Source organism: Pseudoalteromonas sp. T1lg24, assembly GCF_002964745.1.
GTDB lineage: Bacteria > Pseudomonadota > Gammaproteobacteria > Enterobacterales > Alteromonadaceae > Pseudoalteromonas > Pseudoalteromonas spongiae.
This window is the reverse complement of sequence record NZ_PQCB01000033.1, coordinates 1,289,013-1,309,878: the sequence shown is the minus strand read 5'-3', so window position 1 is coordinate 1,309,878 and position 20,866 is coordinate 1,289,013. Positions and strand designations below refer to the sequence as shown.

22 protein-coding genes are annotated in these 20,866 nt (G+C 40.4%); 10 read left to right on the top strand and 12 right to left on the bottom strand.

The annotated features are described in order from the left end of the window. Positions 1-44: 44 nt before the first annotated feature. A complete protein-coding gene (locus C2M30_RS18105) occupies positions 45-1,157 on the top strand; it encodes a GGDEF domain-containing protein (protein ID WP_105172748.1) in 1,113 nt (370 codons plus the stop codon). Between the two features lie 55 nt (positions 1,158-1,212). On the opposite strand, the gene phnW is transcribed toward C2M30_RS18105, so the two are convergent. The 6 genes from phnW to C2M30_RS18075 form a co-directional block, all read right to left on the bottom strand. Next, complete coding sequence (gene phnW / locus C2M30_RS18100) at positions 1,213-2,313, bottom strand: 2-aminoethylphosphonate--pyruvate transaminase (RefSeq protein WP_105172747.1); 1,101 nt, start codon at positions 2,311-2,313, stop codon at positions 1,213-1,215. Between the two features lie 108 nt (positions 2,314-2,421). Further along, on the bottom strand, positions 2,422-2,892 hold the full coding sequence (ybaK, locus tag C2M30_RS18095) for a Cys-tRNA(Pro) deacylase (RefSeq protein ID WP_010558933.1): 471 nt from the start codon (positions 2,890-2,892) through the stop codon (positions 2,422-2,424). A gap of 151 nt (positions 2,893-3,043) precedes the next feature. Further along, positions 3,044-3,268 (bottom strand): EF-hand domain-containing protein, encoded by a 225-nt coding sequence (locus C2M30_RS18090; RefSeq protein ID WP_010558932.1) that lies wholly within the window; start codon positions 3,266-3,268, stop codon positions 3,044-3,046. A gap of 110 nt (positions 3,269-3,378) precedes the next feature. Continuing rightward, the gene (locus C2M30_RS18085; RefSeq protein ID WP_010558931.1) at positions 3,379-3,594 is read right to left on the bottom strand and encodes a calmodulin; all 216 of its coding nucleotides are present in this window, start codon (positions 3,592-3,594) and stop codon (positions 3,379-3,381) included. A 72-nt stretch (positions 3,595-3,666) separates the two neighbouring features. After that, complete coding sequence (locus C2M30_RS18080; protein ID WP_010558930.1) at positions 3,667-3,879, bottom strand: calmodulin; 213 nt, start codon at positions 3,877-3,879, stop codon at positions 3,667-3,669. 86 nt (positions 3,880-3,965) lie between these two features. Further along, positions 3,966-4,187 (bottom strand): EF-hand domain-containing protein, encoded by a 222-nt coding sequence (locus C2M30_RS18075; RefSeq protein ID WP_010558929.1) that lies wholly within the window; start codon positions 4,185-4,187, stop codon positions 3,966-3,968. Between the two features lie 350 nt (positions 4,188-4,537). Here C2M30_RS18075 and C2M30_RS18070 point away from each other — a divergent pair, with 350 nt between their 5' ends. The 4 genes from C2M30_RS18070 (at position 4,538) to C2M30_RS18055 (ending at position 8,098) form a co-directional block, all read left to right on the top strand. Next, complete coding sequence (locus C2M30_RS18070) at positions 4,538-5,890, top strand: sensor histidine kinase (protein WP_105172746.1); 1,353 nt, start codon at positions 4,538-4,540, stop codon at positions 5,888-5,890. Next, positions 5,887-6,405: a hypothetical protein gene (locus C2M30_RS18065; RefSeq protein WP_105172745.1), complete on the top strand. Its 519-nt coding sequence runs from the start codon at positions 5,887-5,889 to the stop codon at positions 6,403-6,405. Before C2M30_RS18070 ends, C2M30_RS18065 begins: the two co-directional genes overlap by 4 nt. Before the next feature lie 9 nt (positions 6,406-6,414). Further along, positions 6,415-7,749 carry a sigma-54-dependent transcriptional regulator gene (locus C2M30_RS18060; RefSeq protein WP_105172744.1) on the top strand — a complete coding sequence of 445 codons (1,335 nt, stop codon included), beginning with the start codon at positions 6,415-6,417 and terminating at the stop codon, positions 7,747-7,749. Positions 7,750-7,867: 118 nt separating this feature from the next. After that, positions 7,868-8,098 (top strand): hypothetical protein, encoded by a 231-nt coding sequence (locus C2M30_RS18055; protein WP_105172743.1) that lies wholly within the window; start codon positions 7,868-7,870, stop codon positions 8,096-8,098. A gap of 167 nt (positions 8,099-8,265) precedes the next feature. Here C2M30_RS18055 and C2M30_RS18050 read toward each other — a convergent pair whose 3' ends face one another. The 4 genes from C2M30_RS18050 to C2M30_RS18035 all read right to left on the bottom strand — a co-directional run bounded on the left by C2M30_RS18050 (position 8,266) and on the right by C2M30_RS18035 (position 14,437). Then, a complete protein-coding gene (locus C2M30_RS18050; RefSeq protein WP_105172742.1) occupies positions 8,266-8,688 on the bottom strand; it encodes a hypothetical protein in 423 nt (140 codons plus the stop codon). 150 nt (positions 8,689-8,838) lie between these two features. After that, positions 8,839-10,386, bottom strand: a complete 1,548-nt coding sequence (locus tag C2M30_RS18045; RefSeq protein ID WP_105172741.1) for an N-acyl-D-amino-acid deacylase family protein — start codon at positions 10,384-10,386, stop codon at positions 8,839-8,841. A gap of 8 nt (positions 10,387-10,394) precedes the next feature. Next, a complete protein-coding gene (locus tag C2M30_RS18040; RefSeq protein WP_158683553.1) occupies positions 10,395-11,546 on the bottom strand; it encodes a M14 family metallopeptidase in 1,152 nt (383 codons plus the stop codon). 71 nt (positions 11,547-11,617) lie between these two features. Further along, positions 11,618-14,437, bottom strand: coding sequence for a TonB-dependent receptor domain-containing protein (locus C2M30_RS18035; RefSeq protein WP_105172739.1), 2,820 nt, complete (start codon positions 14,435-14,437; stop codon positions 11,618-11,620). 336 nt (positions 14,438-14,773) lie between these two features. Here C2M30_RS18035 and C2M30_RS18030 point away from each other — a divergent pair, with 336 nt between their 5' ends. The 4 genes from C2M30_RS18030 (at position 14,774) to C2M30_RS18015 (ending at position 18,736) form a co-directional block, all read left to right on the top strand. After that, positions 14,774-15,649 (top strand): LysR family transcriptional regulator, encoded by an 876-nt coding sequence (locus C2M30_RS18030; protein ID WP_010558919.1) that lies wholly within the window; start codon positions 14,774-14,776, stop codon positions 15,647-15,649. A 123-nt stretch (positions 15,650-15,772) separates the two neighbouring features. Continuing rightward, on the top strand, positions 15,773-16,765 hold the full coding sequence (gene dgcN / locus C2M30_RS18025; protein WP_105172738.1) for an N-acetyltransferase DgcN: 993 nt from the start codon (positions 15,773-15,775) through the stop codon (positions 16,763-16,765). Continuing rightward, on the top strand, positions 16,765-17,781 hold the full coding sequence (gene dgcA / locus C2M30_RS18020) for an N-acetyl-D-Glu racemase DgcA (RefSeq protein ID WP_105172737.1): 1,017 nt from the start codon (positions 16,765-16,767) through the stop codon (positions 17,779-17,781). Before dgcN ends, dgcA begins: the two co-directional genes overlap by 1 nt. Before the next feature lies 1 nt (position 17,782). Then, the gene (locus C2M30_RS18015; protein WP_105172736.1) at positions 17,783-18,736 is read left to right on the top strand and encodes an integrase repeat-containing protein; all 954 of its coding nucleotides are present in this window, start codon (positions 17,783-17,785) and stop codon (positions 18,734-18,736) included. Here C2M30_RS18015 and C2M30_RS18010 read toward each other — a convergent pair. Beyond that, positions 18,733-19,539, bottom strand: coding sequence for a DUF2145 domain-containing protein (locus tag C2M30_RS18010; protein WP_105172735.1), 807 nt, complete (start codon positions 19,537-19,539; stop codon positions 18,733-18,735). The genes C2M30_RS18015 and C2M30_RS18010 overlap by 4 nt on opposite strands. A gap of 89 nt (positions 19,540-19,628) precedes the next feature. After that, entirely contained in the window at positions 19,629-19,970 is a 342-nt protein-coding gene (locus tag C2M30_RS18005) for a hypothetical protein (protein ID WP_105172734.1), read from the bottom strand. A 129-nt stretch (positions 19,971-20,099) separates the two neighbouring features. Here C2M30_RS18005 and C2M30_RS18000 point away from each other — a divergent pair, with 129 nt between their 5' ends. Further along, the gene (locus tag C2M30_RS18000) at positions 20,100-20,840 is read left to right on the top strand and encodes a helix-turn-helix domain-containing protein (RefSeq protein WP_105172733.1); all 741 of its coding nucleotides are present in this window, start codon (positions 20,100-20,102) and stop codon (positions 20,838-20,840) included. Positions 20,841-20,866 lie beyond the last annotated feature (26 nt).

Sequence of the window (20,866 nt, the reverse complement as noted above, 5' to 3'; positions counted from 1 at the left end):
ATTTTTACTAAACTCAAAGCATAAGTTGCTAAGCGGCAGAGTTAATGAGTATCAGTTACCAAGAAGCTGTGGGTGTTAGCACCACCATAGAGATCATCGCCTGTATCTTCGCGCTATTTATTTTGCGCTCGGTAATGAAAGACAACAAAGAAACCCCCTACCTTTTTGGTTACTTTATTAGCTCATTACTGTTCTTTTACTTTCTCAATAAATCGACCTTAGAGATTGGCAATACAGGTTGGTACATTGAAGACTTATTGGGGAGCTTAACATCGCTCTTTTTTGGTTTAACCATTTGTAAAAAAGGCCATAGCGAATGGCTTTGTAAATTATTAATCGCAGCATTTATTGCGTTTTCAGCGTCGATATTATTTGTTGCAAACCACGTTCATTACACCATGTCTTTTTCGGCATTTTGCATTCTGCTTGCGTTTGTTAGCCTTGTTCGTAGTAAAAATTTAAACCAAGCAGATAAAGGCTTAGCCATATTTATCGCTGTGTCTTTGCTGGTTATATTTTACGAATTAAATAGTATTCCCCATAACATTAGTCGAATTGAGTATTACGCATCTGATTTCTATTATCCGCTGGTTTATTTTTCATCGTTAATATTAGTATTAACGGTATTTATTTTTACCAGCCAATTAATAAACCTTACGCTGAAATACAAAACGCTCGCCACGCAAGACGCACTCACCGGTTTATATAATCGGACTTCTGTTTATGATTTAGTTAACAACCAGCTGTCGCTCGCAAAACGTAATAAACAAGCTTGCGCTGTACTTATGTTAGATATTGATCACTTTAAACAAGTAAATGATCAGCATGGGCATCAACAAGGAGATGATGCAATTAAGCTTGTGGCACAGCAAATACAACACTGCACACGTGAATACGACATTAGTTGCCGTTATGGCGGTGAAGAGTTTTTTATTTTTTTAACCAATACTGACAGTAATCTTGGCTTTCAAATTGCCGAACGCATTCGTGGATCGGTGACGGAACACTCAAAAGATAAAGCCTACGGGCCATTAACCATCAGTGTTGGATTAACACAGTTTAATGAAACCGTGTCTTTGGATGATAATATTGCACAAGCTGATAAAGCCTTGTATCAATCTAAACAAGCTGGACGTAACCAAACAACCATTAACTAACAAAACAAAAGGCAATAACCTTAGCTATCACCTTTAGCTTATCAACAATTCTATCTTAAGCTTCTAACCAAAATCGGCTGCGCTTTATTGCACTAAGTAATCGCGTTATATCGTCAGGGTAAATTTCGCCAATATTACCAATGCGGAAACAATCAGCATCTGATACTTTACCCGGATAAATTACAAACCCTTGCTCTTTTAACGCACTATAAAACAAAGCAAAATTGTATTTATTACTGGTTGGTGAATAGAACGAGGTGATAATCGGCGAATGCAGCTCTTTCGCTAGCAAGGTCTCAAATCCAAGTGCGTGCATACCATCAACTAAACGCTGTTGATTTTCTTTATAACGGTTATAGCGCGCTTTAACACCGCCTTCCTCTTCTAATTCCAAAAGCGCCTGATAGAAAGCTCTTACCACATGAGTCGGCGACGTGAAACGCCACTTACCGTTATGATCTTCCATGGTTTTCCACTGCGCGTACAAATCTAAGCTAAGCGAGCGTGCAATGCCTTGGCACTTTTCAATAATGGCTTTCTTAACAATCACAAAGCCAAAACCCGGTACACCTTGAATACATTTATTAGCAGAGCTTATAAGCACATCTATGTTAAGTTCAGCCATATCAAGCTCAATACCACCAAAGCTACTCATTGCATCTAATATAAAGGTTTTATTGTATTTTTTAGCAAGCGCGCCCATTTCTGCAACCGGGTTAAGCATGCCTGTGGTGGTTTCACAGTGCACCATGGCTATGTGAGTAATATCACTGTGTGTTTGTAACTGCTCTTCAACCTCAGCCATATTTGGTAACTGGGTTTCATTTAAATTTACTACCTGCGCATTTATATTTAAGTAATTTGCAATTTCAGCGATGCGCTTACCATAAGCGCCATTATTAATAATAAGCAGTTTATCGGTGTTTTTAATTAAACTGCCAAGTGCTGACTCAACACTTGCAGTACCACTTCCTTGCATTAATACACTGGTATAATCGTGAGTGTTACTCGCAAGTGCCGTGAGTTTTGCACGGATCGCCTGCACAATCTCAATGTTATAGTCGTCATCCCAGGTACACCAATCTTTAAGCATTGCTTGCTTTACTGTATTACTGGTTGAGAGTGGGCCCGGCGTCAATAACAAGTATTCATTCATTTCATCTTTTCCAATCTGGTATAGTCCAGATTATTTAAGCATAAAAATGGCCTTGAATTATGAAACTTCAATGACAAATAACGGTTCGGGATAAACCTTAGGTAGGAGTTATTCGGCTTTTAGTGGTACAAACTGTCCATTAGTCAGTGATAAAAGATCACTTGGTTGAAGTTCAATCTCCAAACCGCGACGACCGGCGCTCACATAAATAGTGGATTGTGCTTTAGCAGAGTCATCAAGCAGGGTTTTAAGGCGTTTCTTTTGTCCTAGTGGGCTTACGCCGCCAAGTACATAACCGGTTGAACGCTCAACATCGAGCGGTTCGGCCATTTTGGCTTTTTTTGCTTTACTCGCCTTGGCCACAGCTTTTAGATTTAATTTTCGATCGACAGGAATAATCGCGACAACCAGCTCGCCATTATCTAAGCTTGCTACCAGCGTTTTAAACACAGTGGCCGCAGATACGCCAAGCTTTTCACTGGCTTCTAACCCGAAAGATGCAACACTGCTGTCGTGTTCATACTGGTGTACGGAGAAATCTATCTTCGCTTTTTCTGCTGTTTTAATTGCTGGCGTCATGATTTTACTCATAAAACTAAGATGTTATAAGCAGCTTACATAAGCCAATTCAAAAGCAAAAGCATTTTTAATGTGAAAATAGTGCGACCGTAAAAGTATTCATGTCCAACAAAAAATAGTTCAGGTCGCACTAGGGAGGGTTGATACGGGGTTATCCAGTGAATCTGGCGAATTCTTGTGGACTTAACTCGCCATTATTATCGCGGTCTAAATGTGTAAATTGTTCAAGTAGTGCGTGATTGCGTTTCGCCTCGTCTACGCTGATGGTACCGCTGTTGTCAGAATCGAACAAAGCAAACTCTTCATCTGCAACGGCTTTTACGGTGGCAAATAACATTACATACATTGAGATTGCGATAACTAAGGCTTTTTTCATTTCACTTCACTACTTGATTTAATAAAAAAAGTTGGACTCACTCGGCATACTGATTGACAAGGAGTTAAGTGAGCCCAACTGTAAAACGGGATATTTAAGAAGCTTTAAACTTATGACGCTTTAAACTTCGAAAATTCCTCTTTGCTTAACTCGCCACTGTTGTCTACATCTAAGTCAGCAAATTGGTGAACTAGCGATACGTTTTGCATTGCTTCGTCTTTGCTGATAGAGCCGTTACCGTCTGTATCAAGTGTTGCGAAATCGTCCGCTGCAACTACAGAGAATGAACTTGCGATAACAAATACTGACATTACTAATTTTTTCATTTTAAATTCCTTCATCTTTACTTTGGGTTTGTTACTTAACGTTGGAAAGTAGCGCACTTCCCCTGGTACGGATTAGCCTTTAAATGCTGCAAACTCGTCTTTGCTTAGCTCGCCGTTACCGTCAACATCCAGTGTTTTAAATTGCTCTGAAAGTGCTTCATTTTGTGCCGCTTCCTGCTGGCTGATTGCACCATTGCTATCACTATCAAGTGTTGCGAAATCGTCCGCTGCAACTGCTGAAAATGAACTTGCGATAACAAATACTGACATTACTAATTTTTTCATTTGGAACTTCCTTTCATTTTAACTTTGAATATCTAAACTGATTGGAAAGTAGCGCACTTCCCTATTATTAAGTGGTAAGGCGTTTATTAGCCTTCAAATGCTGCAAATTCGTCTTTGCTGATTTGCGCATCTTCGTTTGTGTCTAACTCTTGAAACACTTCAGCTACTTTGCTGTTTGCAGCTGCTTCTACTTCAGAAATGAAGCCATCTTTGTTAAGGTCAAGCTCATCAAATAATGTGTTTGCTTGTGTATTAAATGCTGCTACACCAAGTACTGCTGTTAAATATGCAATTGCTCTAATCTTCATGGGTATTTCTCCCTATATTTGGATGTCTGTTAAATTTTTGCTTAACGCAAAATACATTTGTTAAGCTAGTCTCGTTTTATGCTTTCGCATTGTCGCAAAGACTATTACAAACATGATGCCAACTTTTAAAAAAGCATATAAAACAAATAGATAGGATTTTTTTGAGGTATTTCGCTCGAAAATAAGCTGTTTATTTGTTGCTAAATTGCAACAACAAAACAGCCATCATGTTTTTATCTTTATAAAACAATTAGTTATATTGTCGCAATTTTGCAACAACTAATTTAATTTCTACTTTTAATCGAGCAAAAGCTGTTCGGTTCAGCCTGTATTTGCAAAGGTTTTTTTTAGTGAAACAATTTTTTTCTCAGTCGTTACAAAAACAAGCGCTAGTTGCCATGTTAGTAGGTGTACTTCCGATCGTATTGCTTACACTGTGGTATGCCACCAGTATCTCGAAACACCAGCAAGAAACGCTTATGATTTACGATGAAAATCAGGAGCTTATACTCGAATACAATTATATAAAAGCAGACGTAAATGGCATTGAAAAGGCGCTCAAGAACAACCAACTGTTAAAGAGTGAACAATTACAAATTAGTATCGAACAAAAATGGCAAACCACGCAAAATCGCATTGAATTACTAAAATTAAAACTCGCGAAAAGTGATTTTGTTGCTAAATTGCAACAAGCGACATTATTAGACCCAAAAAGCGCTGACGAATTTGCGCAACTGGTGGCGCAACTTAAACAACTTGATGCCAACTTTGATGACACACTAGATACCCGCCTCGCAAATAAAAATGAACAGTTTAAGTCGTTACAAACCGAGTTTGTTGTTGGCCTTATTGTGTTACTGCCGATATTAGTGATTATTAGTTCGTTTTTAATCTTTCGCATTTGTCGTCAACTCAATCAGGTTGAAACCGTGTTATCTGATGTAGGTAAGGGGCAGTTAGATCAGCCGATAAAATTATCAGGTAGCCATGAGCTGCAACAACTTGGCAGGCGACTTGACTGGCTTCGCTTGGCACTAAAACGCGTGCAACAACAAAAGGAAACTTTTTTACGTCATGTCACCCACGAACTGAAAACACCGCTAGCCTCGATTAATGAAGGCAGCAGCTTATTAAACAGCGGTTTACTTGGCGAGGTAAGTGATAAACAAGGTAGAATTCTAACAATAATGCAACAATCGGTAGAAAAGCTTGCGCGCATGATTGATGATTTACTTAATTACAGTGCAGCCAACCACCCTGACGGATTACAACAGGTCACCTCTTTCAACACACTTGAAGAAGAAATTAACCGTCACTTAAGTGATACTATTGCGAATAAGGACGTCGCTATATGTTGGCACATTAGCGCTACAAATAAGGTACCTCACTTACCGTGTAAATTGATCCTTACGCAACTAGTCAGCAATGCGCTAAATCATGCGACAAGCACAGTAGATATTTACATTAGACAAAATCATAATACCATTGAACTTAACGTGGCGGACGACGGACCAGGCATTAATCAAGAAGAAGCACACTTACTTTTTCAGCCTTTTTACCAAAGCGAACACAATAAAAACAAGCAAGGTTCTGGGTTAGGGCTTGCCATTGTGTCAGAATGCGTCAATCAATTAAAAGGCGATATCACATGGCAAGAAACAGACTCAGGTGCAAACATACTAATTACATTCCCAAGCCAATGAAGATATTTAAACTCATTACACATTTAAGTGCAGCACTGTTTATTGTCGCATGTACAAGTACACCACCTGTGCAAAATAACAGTGAACACACTCAGCCGACAACAAATAAAGCGGCAGAACAAACCCATCAACCGATTACCGCAGTAATAAGCGCCTTGCTTGCAAATTGTACTCAAGCGCCAACACGCCCAACTCTTGAAAACAAGGCGTTACAAACATTTATTGGTGAATATTGTACAACGACCTCTACCAACAAACAGTTAAAACTGATTGAGGACATTAAAGCCAACGCGTTATGGCCAAATGATTACGTGGTTTGGTTTGATTCGTTAACTTGGCATACGGAAAACTTACGAAAACAAAAGATCACTAACTTTTATTCAGATTCAAAAGCTCAAAAACACGAGCAACAATTGCTCGAGCTGCAAAGGCAATTAATTGAACTTAAACAAAAGCTAGTCGACATTGAAAAACAACGCCTTGAAACCTCTCTTTCAGAAAACAGAACACAATAAAGGACACCTATGAAACATTTGGCTAGCGCTGCCAATTTATTACTGGTTGACGATGACACTGCGCTTGCAGAACTGCTTGCGATTCGCCTTGAAGGCAACGGATATAATGTCACTGTGGCTGAAAATGGAAATCAAGCACTTGCCCTGTTAAAGCAAACCGCCATTGATTTAGTGATCACCGATTTTAAAATGGCGAATATGGATGGCTTTGCTCTTAATCAAGAAATCAAAAAATTTTACACTGGCATGCCAGTAATTATGATGACGGCACATGGCTCTATTCCCGATGCGGTAGATGCCATGCACCAAGGGTTTGTTAGCTTTTTAACAAAACCTATCGATAGCCAACAAATGCTTGATGTGATTGAAAAAACGCTTGCCGGCAAAGTAAGCCAAAACAGCAGTGTTGAGCCAGATAACTTTCATGGCCTCATTTACCAAAGTGAAAAAATGCACCAATTAGTGCAGCAAATAAAAGCGCTGGCAAACAGTAAGGTTAATATCCTTATTCAAGGTCAAAGCGGTAGCGGTAAAGAAGTCGCAGCAAAATCCATTCACTTAGCCAGTAATCAAGCCAACGGTCCTTTTATTGCTATTAACTGTGGTGCAATGCCTGGTCACTTGCTTGAATCAGAGTTATTTGGTCATAAAAAAGGCGCCTTCACAGGCGCTGTAAGCGATAAAGAAGGATTAGTACAAGCGGCCAATGGCGGTACCTTATTTTTAGATGAAATTGGCGATATGCCGCTTGATTTACAAGTTAAATTATTACGGGTGTTACAAGAGAAAAAAGTTCGCCCAGTTGGCAGCCAAGTTGAACAAGAAGTAGATATTCGTGTGGTCTCGGCAAGCCATAAAAATATTGTGCAAGCGGTCAAAGATAATCAATTCCGTGAAGATTTGTATTATCGCTTAAATGTGGTTTCAATTACCTTACCGAGCTTAAAAGAACGCTTAGATGATATCCCCCTGCTTGCCACGCGATTTTTAGCCAAACTCACCGACGATGCCAAACAGTTCAATCCACAAAGTATCACGCGCATGCTAAGTTACGATTGGCCGGGTAACGTGCGTCAACTGCACAATATCGTTGAACATTGTATTGCCATTAGCGCTGGAAATATTATTACCGAAGATGTTGTTGCAAACGCATTGCCTGATTCAGACGAAACGCATAACGCCTTTGTTGGTTTAAATGAAGCCAAACGTCAGTTTGAATATGACTATATTCAAAAGGTGTTAGCACTGTCTGGTGGCAATGTGTCTGAAGCTGCAAAACTGGCACAACGAAACCGCTCCGATTTTTACAAATTAATGAAAAAACATGAAATTAATAATGAATAGTGCAGCTCTAAACGGTTTAGCAGATTTAATTTTGGCGTTAAATTATTGATATTTTATTTGATAGTAATTAATATGGTTTTTTATGGATAATCTAACCTAAATAATGTTAAGGATGACAATGTCTAATGTAATGCAAATACTGAAAGCCCAAGATGAACTGTTTAATTTACGACTTTCAGTGATTCTCACTATTTTTACAGTAGCAATTTCATTTTTTGTAATTGGTTTAATGTATGCTCAAGTGCCACAACTAGCCTTTTTAGTTAAACTAATTGTGGCTTTAGGGATCCCTAACGCAGTTTTGGTCTTTTATATTTATAAACAACTTAATGCTGTAAGCAAAATATAATTTTATTCAAATCTCAATTGATGTGATTAACAAATCACATCAATTAGAAATCTCTTCTTCTCAGAATTTCAACTTTGTTGTAAACCCCGATTACAATTTAAGGACTTTAGCAAAGTCCAATGCCATCGGGAAAGTGATCGTCCAGCTAAAAACCTTTAAATACCTTGCTAAATAGCATTTTCAAATTGCGGCATCGCTATTAAATCAACTTTATCTAATGCTTGATCAATTTGACTCTCAGGATAAATCCAATAATGCCGGTTTGAGCGCGAAGCCATCAGCACATAACCTTCGATAAATTGCTTAATTTTTATAGCGTGATCGTTAATGATAAACACCACATTTGTGGACTTACTTGATGAAATCGAAACGGCAAACTTTGCAAACTCTTCATGATCAGATAATGAACCTTCAATGCTATCAACACAGCGCAAATCATGTAGGTAATTAATATCGCGTTTGAATGTTGGTTTAAGGCTAATTCGTTTAAATTCATTTAAATAACTCGGTAAAGTTAATGCGCCACTTGACTGAGTAACAACTATGTTTTTTTCCGGTAGTATTTTAAATTTAAATTCGTAAGCATTCATAAACAAAATTAGTTAACGGGTTATACAATTAACTATATATGCTTAAAATCGAATGATACAAATACGATACTCTGTATTTAGTTTAATAAGCATTCCGTGACTTAAAGATTTAATTAAACAAGTCACGGAAAAGTTTTTGAGGTGCTTAACTTAAAGAGTATGTGGTTTAACAAATTCACCTGCTAACACAGCCTTATAATTACCGTCTTGAACCACATATTGACCATTTATAAACACGTCATTGAAGCCAGTTGATAATACATTCCATTGTTTAAAGCTTGCGTTTACCTTGACAGAAGTAGGCTCAAAGATAATTAAATCAGCATTTAAGCCAAGTCTGATAGCACCTCTATCATCAATATTTAATGCGTTAGCAGTTGCAGTAGTATTTTGAAATAGAAATGTTTCTAAAGTCATCAGCTGCTGTTCAAGAACATACGTTTTGAGCTTTTTTGGAAAACTGGCATATTTACGTGGATGACCATTACTCCCATCTGATGAAGTAACAACCCAAGGCTTAACCATAAAGTTTTTCACGTCTTGCTCTAACATATTAAAGGATGCAACTTTAACAACAGGCCCTTTTGCTAATTCTATCACTGTATCAGCTGGGCTTTTCGAATGAGATTTAGCAACTTCAGCGAGTGTCTTCCCAGAGATATTAGGCTGCTCTGTTACTGTAATAAGTAATCGTTCAGCCCCGCCACGGCGGCGAATATTTTCTGTAATTTCAGCGTGGATTTTTTGATAGAGAGTTTTATCATTTAATCGTTCAATTGTGGCTTTTTTCCCGCCTTCTCGAACCCAGCTGGGTACCACAGCACCACTAATGGATGTGCCAGACGCAAGCCAAGGATATTGATCGGCCGTAATTTTTACACCACGCTTTTGAGCAGCTTGCACAAGTTCGATAGCCTTTGTTGATTGGCCCCACACATCAACCCCTAACGCCTTAATATGCCCTAAGTGCAGTGGCATTTTTGCTTGTTCGGCAATAGCTATGGCCTCTTTTATTGCATTCAGAAAACCAATATTAAAGGTACTTTCATCACGTAAGTGAGTTTCATAAATACCTTGGTATTCAGCAGCTATTTTTGCCAACTCAACTACTTCTTCAGTGCTTGCAAACGTGCCCGGTAAATAATAAAGCCCTGTTGATAAACCTAATGCGCCAGCTTGCATATTGCGCTCAACAAGGGCTTTCATTTTATTCATTTCTCGCGTACTAGGTTGACGGTCTTCTTTTCCCATTACCGCATTGCGCACTGTATTATGGCCGATAAAAAATGCGACATTTGTACCAATACCGTGCGATAACAGCTGCTTTGTAGTTTTAGCAATTGAGAGCGGACTTTTGCCATCGTTACCATTAATTACAGTGGTGACACCTTGCGTGAGGTAGTTCAAATTAGCGCTCGTTTTTTCGTTTTTCAGTTCAGACAAACTGTGCGTATGTGGGTCAATAAAGCCTGGACTAATCACTTTAGTGCCGTAATCAATATAATTTACATCTAAAGAACGGTATTTAAAGCGTTGGCCGATATCACATATTGTTTTTCCACAAATTGCGATATCAAGGGCTTCAAAGGATTTTTTATCGCTATTGAATACGCGTTCGCTACTGATCACATAATCAATTTGTGGCTTGGCAAACACACTAAGACTCAACACACTCAATGTTAATAGTAGATACTTCATGGTGTTTCCTATTTTGCTGTTTTGGACTGATTAAGTAAGGTTTCACTCAAGGTGTTCGCTGCCGAAATTGCCACTTGCTTAATCACCTTACGATTGGTGTTATCACCCATTTCGTATGTAATGGCGTGCACACCATAGGTATCTGATAACCACTGTTTAAATACGCCGCGCCCTGGGTTATGTCCCGGCTTATCAAGCACAGTGAAATTTGGTTCAGCAAGCGCTAAGCGTTCAAGCCAATTAACGGTGGTATCATCAGGTGTTAAACCTTTGCCTTGCGGCATAGTGTAAAACACATCGTGGTGTGTTGAGTGAAAATCAACACCGTAGATTATCTTGCCGCCACGTTTAACTATCGTATCTAAATATTGCTTAATTGCCGCGGTTTCAGGTTGCTTAAAGTGCTTCCAATCGCGGTTGAGGTCAACCCCGTTAACATTGTGTCGCCAATGACCAAGTGCTACACCATCAGGGTTAATATTTGGTACAAACACAATATTGTAGTGTTGCCTAAAAGTTGAATTTTCTAGCAGGGTTTCACTAAATGGGAAATACGCTAAAGCACCGGTAATTTCTGGTGGGTGCTGGCGTCCTATCACCAATAAATATTTGTCGCTTTGCCCTTTACTCAATAGCGCTGTAATGACGCGTCCTTGAACCGATTGGCCAAGAGAAATTGAGGTTAATTCAAACCGCGTTTTAATGGTTTGCATCCAATTTTCATACGCGTTATTAGACACAATTTCTTGTCCTGCAACCAATAATGGCGTGTCGCCAAGTGTCACTTGGAACACTAAATCACCGTTTTTAATACGGTACGGTAGCGCGGTCCAATTTACGCCATCGACACTAGCCTTGGGATGATAACGATGTTTACCACCATAGTACTTCACCCTAACGGTCACTTCGCTTGCGGTTTTTGCCTGTAACTTAAACGCGTACCAAGGGCTGTCATTAATCGGTTTATTTTCCGGTTTAATGCTAATTGAGACATGGTTGCCATTGATTTTGCAATCATTCACTCGTGCACTTTCAAAATCAGTCGTTAACAACAGTGACTCACTTTGACAGCTTGCTTTACCATCAAAATTAACGCTTGCGTGTAACGTGCAGCAAATGAATAAAAGCGATGCAGATAAGAGGTGTTTATGAAATAACATAATGTGCCTTAAGAATACGAGAAATAGCGGCATTTGTTCATGCCGCTGGTTGCTTACATCACGTTTCAGAATTAAAACGATTTGCTGATATCAAAATAGAAATAACGGCCTCGGTTAGAATGCACACTTGAGAAGTAACCAAAGCTTTCATCCGCAATCGGTGGCTTCTCGTCAGCAATGTTACGAACGCCAACACGTATACGCGTTTTAGATAACCAACCTGCGTCTTTAAAACGATAGTCGCCGTATAAATTTATGGTCGTAAAACTATCTATTGGCAAAGGCTCACCATCTGATGTGGTAATGCTAGTATCGTAAAAATCACTTACATAGTTTGCAGTGGTACCAACTGACCACTGGTCGCGCTTAAAACGCATTGACGCATATGCGCGCCACTCAGGTCGGCCATTTTGCTGGATTAAATCGCCAGCGCCCGTAATCACAATAGATTCTGGTACGGCTGGATCGCCAGCTTGCTGCGCCGCTAGCACTTGCGCTGTTATGTCATCAGGTTGTTGTTCAAAACGAATTAAGCGCGCTGCGTTCACCTTAAAATCAAAATTACCAAAGTCGGTTTTTAAATCATAAAAAACACTAAAATCAACGCCTTCAATTTCTCTTGGGCTTAAATTGTCATATTGATTATTAACATGGATCACTTCATTGTCATCGCCGCGAATAACATTTGGGTTACTGCCACCTTGCGAGCGCAATAATGAATCATACAGTAAGTGCGTTTGACTGTTTAAAATACCTACCACACCATCTTGTTCGATATTCCACCAGTCGGCAGTCACAGTGATGTTATCAAATGGCATCAGTACTAAACCAAACGATGTATTAGTATCGTCTTCAGGTTTTAAGTTTTTGTTACCACCGCGAATTTCTGTTATGCCATAAGAACTGTCGGTAATCGGGTCGTAGCGCGTATTTGAACGTGAAATTCCTTGCTCAACAACCTGTGGTAAGTTTGGCGCTCTAAACCCTTCGGCATAGGCGGCACGTACCTGTAACCAATCGCTTGGCATCCAGCTCAATGCCACTTTAGGTTTGGTCACTGATCCCACATCAGAAAAGTTTTCATAACGCGCAGCAAGTTGAAGCTCTAAATTTTTGGCAAACGCTCTATCCATTAATAATGGTGCGACAAATTCAACATAGGCTGAAAACACATTGCGTGAGCCATTTGAGTCTGGGGTATTGCTAGAGCCTAACACACCACTTTCAGACAACATTTCGCCGCTATTTTTATCAAAAAACGCTTTACTACCATCTAACAAGGGGTCACGATCATCTGAATAGGTTTCACGGCGAAATTCTACACCACTGGCCATTCCCACTTCGCCATCGCCTAATTCAAATAGCGCAGCGTTTGAAACTTTAAAGTCCATAAGTGCCAGAGATGTTTTACTTTCTCGGTCAATATTTACTAAAAACTGATCAATCACAGCTTGTGAATTAGGTGTTGCATCACCTGAGTTTAAGTTTGCAGGGTCTGCACCATTAAAGATGTTATATGCTGTCGCTGCATCTGTACTATTTACCGCGTCAAAAAAGGCATTCGCATCAATACGGTTGTAAGTTTTATCATGGGTTTTCGCTTCGCTGTACAGTACCGCACTTTCCCAATCCCAATCCTGATAATAACCAGACAAACCTGTTAACACCCGAAAGCTTGTATCTTTAACCTGAATGTCTCGCAATCCTGTATCAACTGGGCGGTAACGGCGCATTGTCACTGTTTCACCGAACGGGTTGTAATACGCATCAGGACTGATAGTAAAGCGTTGTGAGGTTAAATTGCCAGCTTGTTCACGCCAGCGCTGAGTTTCTGCATGGTAATAAATGGCTTCGCCAAATAATGTGATGTCGTTATCCAAGTCGTGATTTAAATAGCCGTAAAAGTTTGCACGTTGCACGTCAGAGGTCATGCTTTGCTCGAGTGCACGATCATAACGCATGTCGCGCGACAAACTGCCCTTATCAGCACATAAACCGCCACCTAACTCAACAACACAGCCTGACATTGTATTTGGTTGAATATGAAATGTTTTTAGCGTATCTGTTGAAAATTCACCCCAAGGTGATGAGGTTGAACGATTATCAAGTTGCGTATCGCCAATATATTCTTCAGGTAACCCTGCGTATTCTCTGCGGTCTTGCGAAGCCGCATAATCTCTGTCTGACGCGGGCATGCCTTTTCTGTCATATAGGCTTAAGCTCATTGTTAGGTGGGTTTTGTCATCATTAAACGATAGCCCTGTTGCACCAGAGATACTTGTTTGACTAAGCTCTGTACCTTGTGACGTACCGTGGTTTACGCTGAAACGTGAGCCTTCATAATCATCTTTTAATACATAGTTCACAACACCCGCTACGGCATCTGAGCCATAAATTGCCGCAGCACCATCACGTAAAACTTCAACACGCTTTAAACCACTTACCGGTAAGGTGTTTGCATTAACCGTTGACACTGGAACAAAGTTTTCAGTTTGCGTGCCTGGGTGTAACACTAAACGACGACCATTTAATAAGGTAAGTGTATTACCAGTACCTAAGCCACGTAAGTTAATTGACGATACATCGCCACGTGCATCGTTTACACCACCAATAGCACGTTCGTTATTAAACGCCATTTCACCGATTTGTGGAATTGAACGTAACAACTCTTCACCGGTTGCCGCCCCTGTTGCTGCGATATCGTCACTGCTCATTACTGTAATCGGTAAGGTATCTGCCACTTGAGCACGTTTGATATTTGACCCAAGTACTTCGACACGTTCTATTTCAGTGTCTTTTGCCGTTTGCTCATTTGCGTTTGCTGTTATGCTGGTTATCACAGCCAGTGCCATTGCACTTAGCTGAAATCTGGTTTTGCCCGTGTTGTTCATAATGAATTACCATTTATTGTTATAGTGACGCTACCAAACAGGGTTAGCTGTTCATTTCTGAATAACAAAAGTTACAGATGGGCTTCAAAATAACAACTTATAGTTTTTTACCACCCCATAACCTAAAGTTATGCATAGCGATTATTTCGTCACTACCAGGGGGGATTTCACCTTTGTTAATATGACGTTACATCTTTCTCACAGAAACTCGTTTTATTGCATAAAATAATATACAAATATAATAAATCGATACGTTGAGCAGACTTTTGGTTTACAACGAGTCCAATTTAGCGACTTGCTAAGCATTAAATTCAGCATTAAAAGAACGAGAGCACTATGCGATTACGACACATTGAAGTATTTCACGCCATATACACAACTGGTTCAATCACCAATGCGGCGCAGTTTCTTCATGTTTCTCAACCATCAGTAAGTAAGGTGTTGGCTCATGCCGAACAACAATTGGGTTTTGCACTATTTGAACGGGTAAAAGGACGCCTGATCCCCACTTCGCAAGCAGAAGCCTTGTTTAGCGAAGTCGACAAGGTATACAAGCAGATCCGCGGGGTTAGAAATACCGCAGAAAATATCAAGAAAAGCAGCTCTGGGCACATTAATATTGGCTTTACTCCAGCGCTTGGTTTTGATCTTATTCCTCTTGTAATCAGCGAATTTAAAAAGCGCTACCCAGGAGTACATATAAACTTGCAAACATTACATAACGAAGATGTACAACAAGCATTGATGGAACATAAACTCGATTTAGCGATTATGTTTTCTCCACCACCGATAGCCAACATCAGCGCAATTCCACTTTGTAAAAGCGAGATGGTAATGGTTGCACCCAAACCAATTTTACCGTCGCAGCAAACTGATATCGAAACCAGTGAGCTGGCAAAGCATGAACTAATCGGCATTTGGGATAGCGGACCGCTCGGTGACTTATTATGGAATCGCTTATCCGAAAATGAAGTCAGTGTGTCAAGTTCGATTCAAGTACAAACTTATTTCATTGCGTCGCGTTTAGTGGCGCAAAATATTGGCGTATGTGTGGTAGATGAATTTACTGCGCGAGGTAATTTAACAAATGATACCGACTACGCAGGATTCAAACCTAAGCTGGAATTTGATGTACAAGCGCTTCATTTAAGTGATAAACCTTTATCGGTTAACTGCCAGGCATTTATCGATATTTTAATGAAACAGGTTTAGTTAACACATTCAAAAATAACACCTATAACCTTTAGTTATAGGCCTAAAAAGGCTTGGAAATAGGCAAGGTTTGTACATTCACTTAGTGTAGAGTTATCAACATTAAGAACAACGAGACCCACTATGCTACAAGCCCCTTATTTAGTTTTCCTTGGCGATGCCACCGATCCACTTTCCATCAAAATGGCCAAAGGCGTAGCCACATGGAAGCCAGAGTTATGCGTTGGTCAATATCGTTTAGATGGCTGCACTGAAAGTGCTAACTTACCCGATATGAGCATTGCCGAAGCAGCTGAAAAAGGAGCGAAAACCTTTGTACTAGGGTTTGCCAATTCTGGCGGAAAAATTGATGAAAGCTGGCTGCCCTATATAAAAGAAGCAATTGAAAATGGCATGGACATCGTCAGCGGCCTTCACGATAAACTCACCGATTTTCAGGAGCTTGTAGCGCTAAGTTCACAACATCACTGCAAATTAATCGACATTCGCCACCCAACTGAAAAGTTCGCTACAGGTACTGGCTATAAACGCAGCGGTAAACGCCTATTGACCGTTGGTACTGACTGTTCGGTTGGCAAAATGTATACTTCGTTAGCCCTTGAGAGTGCAATGCGTGAAAACGGCATAAATGTGGATTTTCGCGCAACAGGTCAATGCGGCGTACTAATTGCGGGCAAAGGCCTTGCAATTGACTGTGTAGTGGCTGATTTTATTAGCGGTGCAGCGGAAACATTATCACCCAATAATACTGCTGATCACTGGGATATTATCGAAGGTCAAGGTTCGTTATCGCATCCCGCTTTCGCAGGTGTCAGCCTTGGTTTATTGCACGGTTCACAACCGGATGCGCTGGTTATTTGTCATGCGCTTGGACGCAGTTCAATGCGCGGGCTAACAGATCGCCCTTTACCTACCTTGAAGCACACAATCGAACTTAATCTTGCGGCGGCCAGTATCACTAATCCAGCGGTTAAAGTTGCTGGTATTACAATTAATACATCCTCGGTAAGTGAACAACAAGCCAATGAAATCTGCCGTAATTTAAGTCAAGAGCTGGGACTGCCCGTGGTTGATCCATTACGTCATGGCGTACAATCAATTGTGGACAATTTATAATGGCAATTTCGATATCCTTGCATCAACAATCTTGGCCCTTAGCACAGCCGTTTCGTATTTCACGCGGGGTTAAAAGCCATGCACAAACGATTGTTGTGACAATTTCAGACGGCGAATTTCAAGGCTTTGGCGAAGCTGTGCCCTATGCCCGCTATGGTGAAACCTGTGCATCAGTAGCAGCACAAATCGAAGCGCTGGGCTGTGAATTTTCATCGGAAGCTGCGCTCCAGCACGCAATCAGTGAGTTAAAAGCAGGCGCCGCTCGTAACGCGCTTGATTGCGCACTTTGGGACTTTAACGCGAAGTCACAATCGCAAAGTGTTAGCAAAATGCTGAAAATACCATTACGCCCCTTAACGACAGCTCAAACAATTAGTTTAGACAGTACACAAAATATGGCTGTTGCGGCAAAAGCATTAGCCAATGCACCGCTCATCAAGGTCAAACTTGATGCCGATTCGGTGCTAGATAAAATGAGAGCAATTCACGTAGCAGCGCCACACAGCAAGTTTATTGTTGATGCGAATGAGGCATGGAATTTCGATTTATTAAAAGCTGTACTGCCTACGCTGAAACAGTACAATGTTGCATTGATAGAACAACCCCTGCCAGCCGGTAATGATCAGGCGCTCACTCAGTTAACGCCGTGCGTTCCAATCTGTGCCGACGAATCATGCCATACACGACACCAATTAGCAGAGCTTAAAAACCGCTATCAGGCAATCAATATTAAGCTTGATAAAACTGGCGGTCTAACCGAGGCACTAGCTTTATTAAACGAAGCAAAACAACACGGCTTTATTATTATGACCGGCTGTATGGTAGCGAGTTCGTTAGCGATGGCACCCGCCTTTCTAATTGCACAGCACGCTGATTTTGTTGATTTAGACGGGCCTTTGCTCCTTAGCAGCGATATTGTATGTGGCTTTGAGTTTCATGGTACACAAATGTCTCAACCCACCCCCTTTATTTGGGGGGAAGCAAAAGCACACTCAAGCAAAATAGCGGGGCTTTAGTATGAGCAAGCGTGACTTTTATACGACATTTGCCGAAGCCAAGCACGCAGCACACACTTTTAACTTTACCAGTGCTATCGACTATCGCTATCGGCGTTGCCAATGTGATAGTCGTTTACATTCTAATCCGCAGTCTTATTACAAGAATGAGTGGCAAGGCTGGCATGATTTTTTAAACACAGCCCCTGCCACAGAAAGACTTTACAAAGATTACTCCAGTGCAAAACGCGTTGCTGCAAACGCAAATTTTAAAAATGCCCGTGCATATAAGCTATTTTGTAAAACAGTTGACGAGCGCCTGCCCAAAGTGCCCGAACAGTTTTACGCAGAGCAATGGCAAGGTTGGTCGCACTTTCTCGGCATCAAAAGAAAGACCTATTACCAAGACTACAAAGAAGCCCAGCAAGCTGCAAAAGCGCTCGGTATTTCAAGTTCGCTTGCTTATTTTGCAACGCGTAAAGAACATGACGAAAAGCTGCCTCCTAACCCAATTAAACATTATGTGAATGACTGGGTATCTTGGTATGACTTTTTAGGCACTAAACGTGAAGACAATAAGCTTTACAGCGAATACAACACCGCCAAATCGGTTGCGAAACAATTTAAATTTACCTCAGCCAGTGATTATCAAAAACGCGCGAAACGTTGTGACATTCGTCTACCCTGTAAACCGCGCGAAAAGTACAAAGAGGACTGGATTAGTTGGCGTGATTTCTTAGGATTATGCGATTGTAACCAACACACACTACCTTCGTTTTCAACACTTAAAACGATGGTGCGCGAACAGCAATTTCGCAGTATTAATGATTATGTTACCAAGCGCCATTTCATTGCAGATAACCTGCCGATTTTACCTAACGAAGTATATGATGAGTGGCAAGGCTGGCGAGATTTTTTAGGTGCGAGTTACCGCACCAATCCGTATTTTTCTACGCTGATTCATAATATGCGCTAGTTAGACGCAAGTAACTGACGAGCGGGTTGATTGTAACTAAGCGTTATGGCATTTGATGCCAAATCATACGATGACAGGTATTTCGCTATGCTCGTAAACGTGGTGGTATAAATTTTCGTACCATGATCATCGGTCGACACACCATCCATAAATAAGTTTCCCATTGCCAACTTTGCACGGTTTACTCTAATACGCTGCGGCTTAAAATATGCTTTGGTGTTCGCTTTTAATTGCTGTTTATCTGTAGTTTGATAAATCGCCGAGTTAATCAGATCTAATAAATGTTCGTTGCAATTTTGATATTTTGTTGTGTAAGGGTTTGATATAAGTGAGTAATTGCTATTGTGCAAAGTAACATTATTACCGTTAACAACGGCTTCAATTAGTCGAGATTGTAGGTCGCTGTCAGGAATAATAATACCCGCAGTAAGCTCTGGCACACCCCAAAAAAAATCCACAGGATAATCGGTCACTAAACTGCTTTTGTCTTTATCTTTTGGCTCTTGATACAAGTTATAAATAGCATACCCTTTTGCAGTCTCACCGTTATCAAGGGCGATTTCCGAATAAACCGCTAATGCCGAATGGGTGAAATTGACACCTTTTGGTAAATCTTTTTTCGCTTGCCCCATACGCGCAATAATAAATGCACGCGCACCTTTTTTAGCGGCATAGTGTTCAACTTGTTTAGCAAACGCGGTTACATCCTCAACCGGAAACGTTTGCTTTTGTTGTTGCTGGCTGCCTGCAATGGCAGCCTTCGATAACAACAAGCAACTAAATAATGCATATGTCCATTTCATAATGTTTCTCCCTTAATACTATTTAACCCGGAAATAAGTAACAGTAGCTGCTAGTAAGTCATTTGTTATCCCGAATTCAGATTACTTAACTACTGCTTGCACTTTTTCTTCATTGCATGTGCAGGTGAACGGTCTACTGTGATAGTCACCTCGGTAATTTCAAGCGGTGCATCTGGTTTTTTGCTAAGTGATTTTGCAGTGCGCATTGCTTTATCGCCCGCAGCCATACTCACCATGCCAACACTGCCAGCGGCAATTAAAGGTACCGCGACTACACCGCTAGCAACTTGTGCTGAGCCTTTTACTGAATGGACCGTAGCAAGCGATGAATGCTTGCTCGCCTCAATAAAATTATCTGATGCTGCATTTGCGTGATACGGCATTGCTGCGAAAAGTACTGAACTGATTACAATTGATTTAATAAACTTCATGTTAATTCCTCTTGGGTGGTTCCGTTTACGCTTTTTAAATTAGGAGAAAGAATTATCTATGTAAACCAAAATGGTTGAAGTATGAAATTTAAAGACTTAAAGTATCAAAAAATAATACCAAGGATGATTATGAGCCAAATTAAAAGCGTCACCTTAACGCTTAAACAATTGCTTAAACAACATAAACTCACCTACCGCGATGTTGCAGCGCATCTAGATTTAAGTGAAGCAAATGTAAAGCGTGTTTTTGCTAGTAATAACTTTTCGCTAACGCGGCTTGAACAAATTTGCCAACTGCTCAATATTAGCCTTACTGATTTGTTTTCATTAACTGAGAAACAACAAAGCCAATTATCACAATTAAACTTAGAGCAAGAACAACAGCTGGTTGATGACCCTAAACTGTTACTTGTTGCGGTATGTATTCGCGATGGCTGGCAATTTGATGAAATTATTGACCAATACGACATAGATCAATTCGAAGCTATCCGTTTGATGGCTAAGTTAGACAAACTCAAAATTATTCAGCTATTGCCCAATAATCATTATAAATCGCTTATCGCACAAGATTTTCGTTGGCAAAAAAATGGACCATTAGAGCGCTTTATGGAAAACGAAGTCATGACTAAGTTTATGGCTAACAAATTCGATAACATTGATGCATCTCGCTTTTATTTACGTGGCCGTTATTCACAAACTTCCATCGATTACATTAAGAAGAAACTAGAGCAGCTGACTAAAGAAGCCGCACAACTCAATATTGAAGATGCCGATCTGACTCTTGATAAACGCAAACACATGGGCATATTGTTTGCGATGCGCCCATGGGAGCCATCGTTATTCGAACAGTTTAGACGCACAAAAAGTTAATTTAGTAGCACAAATTAATACCATTA

Coding starts and splice junctions, on each gene's coding strand:
- C2M30_RS18090 (WP_010558932.1), bottom strand. CDS start 3,268: ATGAAAAAAGCCTTAGTTATCGCAATCTCAATGTATGTAATGTTATTT.
- C2M30_RS18065 (WP_105172745.1), top strand. CDS start 5,887: ATGAAGATATTTAAACTCATTACACATTTAAGTGCAGCACTGTTTATT.
- ybaK (WP_010558933.1), bottom strand. CDS start 2,892: ATGACGCCAGCAATTAAAACAGCAGAAAAAGCGAAGATAGATTTCTCC.
- C2M30_RS18050 (WP_105172742.1), bottom strand. CDS start 8,688: ATGAATGCTTACGAATTTAAATTTAAAATACTACCGGAAAAAAACATA.
- C2M30_RS18000 (WP_105172733.1), top strand. CDS start 20,100: ATGAGCCAAATTAAAAGCGTCACCTTAACGCTTAAACAATTGCTTAAA.
- C2M30_RS18055 (WP_105172743.1), top strand. CDS start 7,868: ATGTCTAATGTAATGCAAATACTGAAAGCCCAAGATGAACTGTTTAAT.
- C2M30_RS18015 (WP_105172736.1), top strand. CDS start 17,783: ATGAGCAAGCGTGACTTTTATACGACATTTGCCGAAGCCAAGCACGCA.
- C2M30_RS18030 (WP_010558919.1), top strand. CDS start 14,774: ATGCGATTACGACACATTGAAGTATTTCACGCCATATACACAACTGGT.
- phnW (WP_105172747.1), bottom strand. CDS start 2,313: ATGAATGAATACTTGTTATTGACGCCGGGCCCACTCTCAACCAGTAAT.
- C2M30_RS18075 (WP_010558929.1), bottom strand. CDS start 4,187: ATGAAGATTAGAGCAATTGCATATTTAACAGCAGTACTTGGTGTAGCA.
- C2M30_RS18045 (WP_105172741.1), bottom strand. CDS start 10,386: ATGAAGTATCTACTATTAACATTGAGTGTGTTGAGTCTTAGTGTGTTT.
- C2M30_RS18060 (WP_105172744.1), top strand. CDS start 6,415: ATGAAACATTTGGCTAGCGCTGCCAATTTATTACTGGTTGACGATGAC.
- dgcA (WP_105172737.1), top strand. CDS start 16,765: ATGGCAATTTCGATATCCTTGCATCAACAATCTTGGCCCTTAGCACAG.
- dgcN (WP_105172738.1), top strand. CDS start 15,773: ATGCTACAAGCCCCTTATTTAGTTTTCCTTGGCGATGCCACCGATCCA.
- C2M30_RS18085 (WP_010558931.1), bottom strand. CDS start 3,594: ATGAAAAAATTAGTAATGTCAGTATTTGTTATCGCAAGTTCATTCTCT.
- C2M30_RS18010 (WP_105172735.1), bottom strand. CDS start 19,539: ATGAAATGGACATATGCATTATTTAGTTGCTTGTTGTTATCGAAGGCT.
- C2M30_RS18105 (WP_105172748.1), top strand. CDS start 45: ATGAGTATCAGTTACCAAGAAGCTGTGGGTGTTAGCACCACCATAGAG.
- C2M30_RS18005 (WP_105172734.1), bottom strand. CDS start 19,970: ATGAAGTTTATTAAATCAATTGTAATCAGTTCAGTACTTTTCGCAGCA.
- C2M30_RS18035 (WP_105172739.1), bottom strand. CDS start 14,437: ATGAACAACACGGGCAAAACCAGATTTCAGCTAAGTGCAATGGCACTG.
- C2M30_RS18040 (WP_158683553.1), bottom strand. CDS start 11,546: ATGTTATTTCATAAACACCTCTTATCTGCATCGCTTTTATTCATTTGC.
- C2M30_RS18080 (WP_010558930.1), bottom strand. CDS start 3,879: ATGAAAAAATTAGTAATGTCAGTATTTGTTATCGCAAGTTCATTTTCA.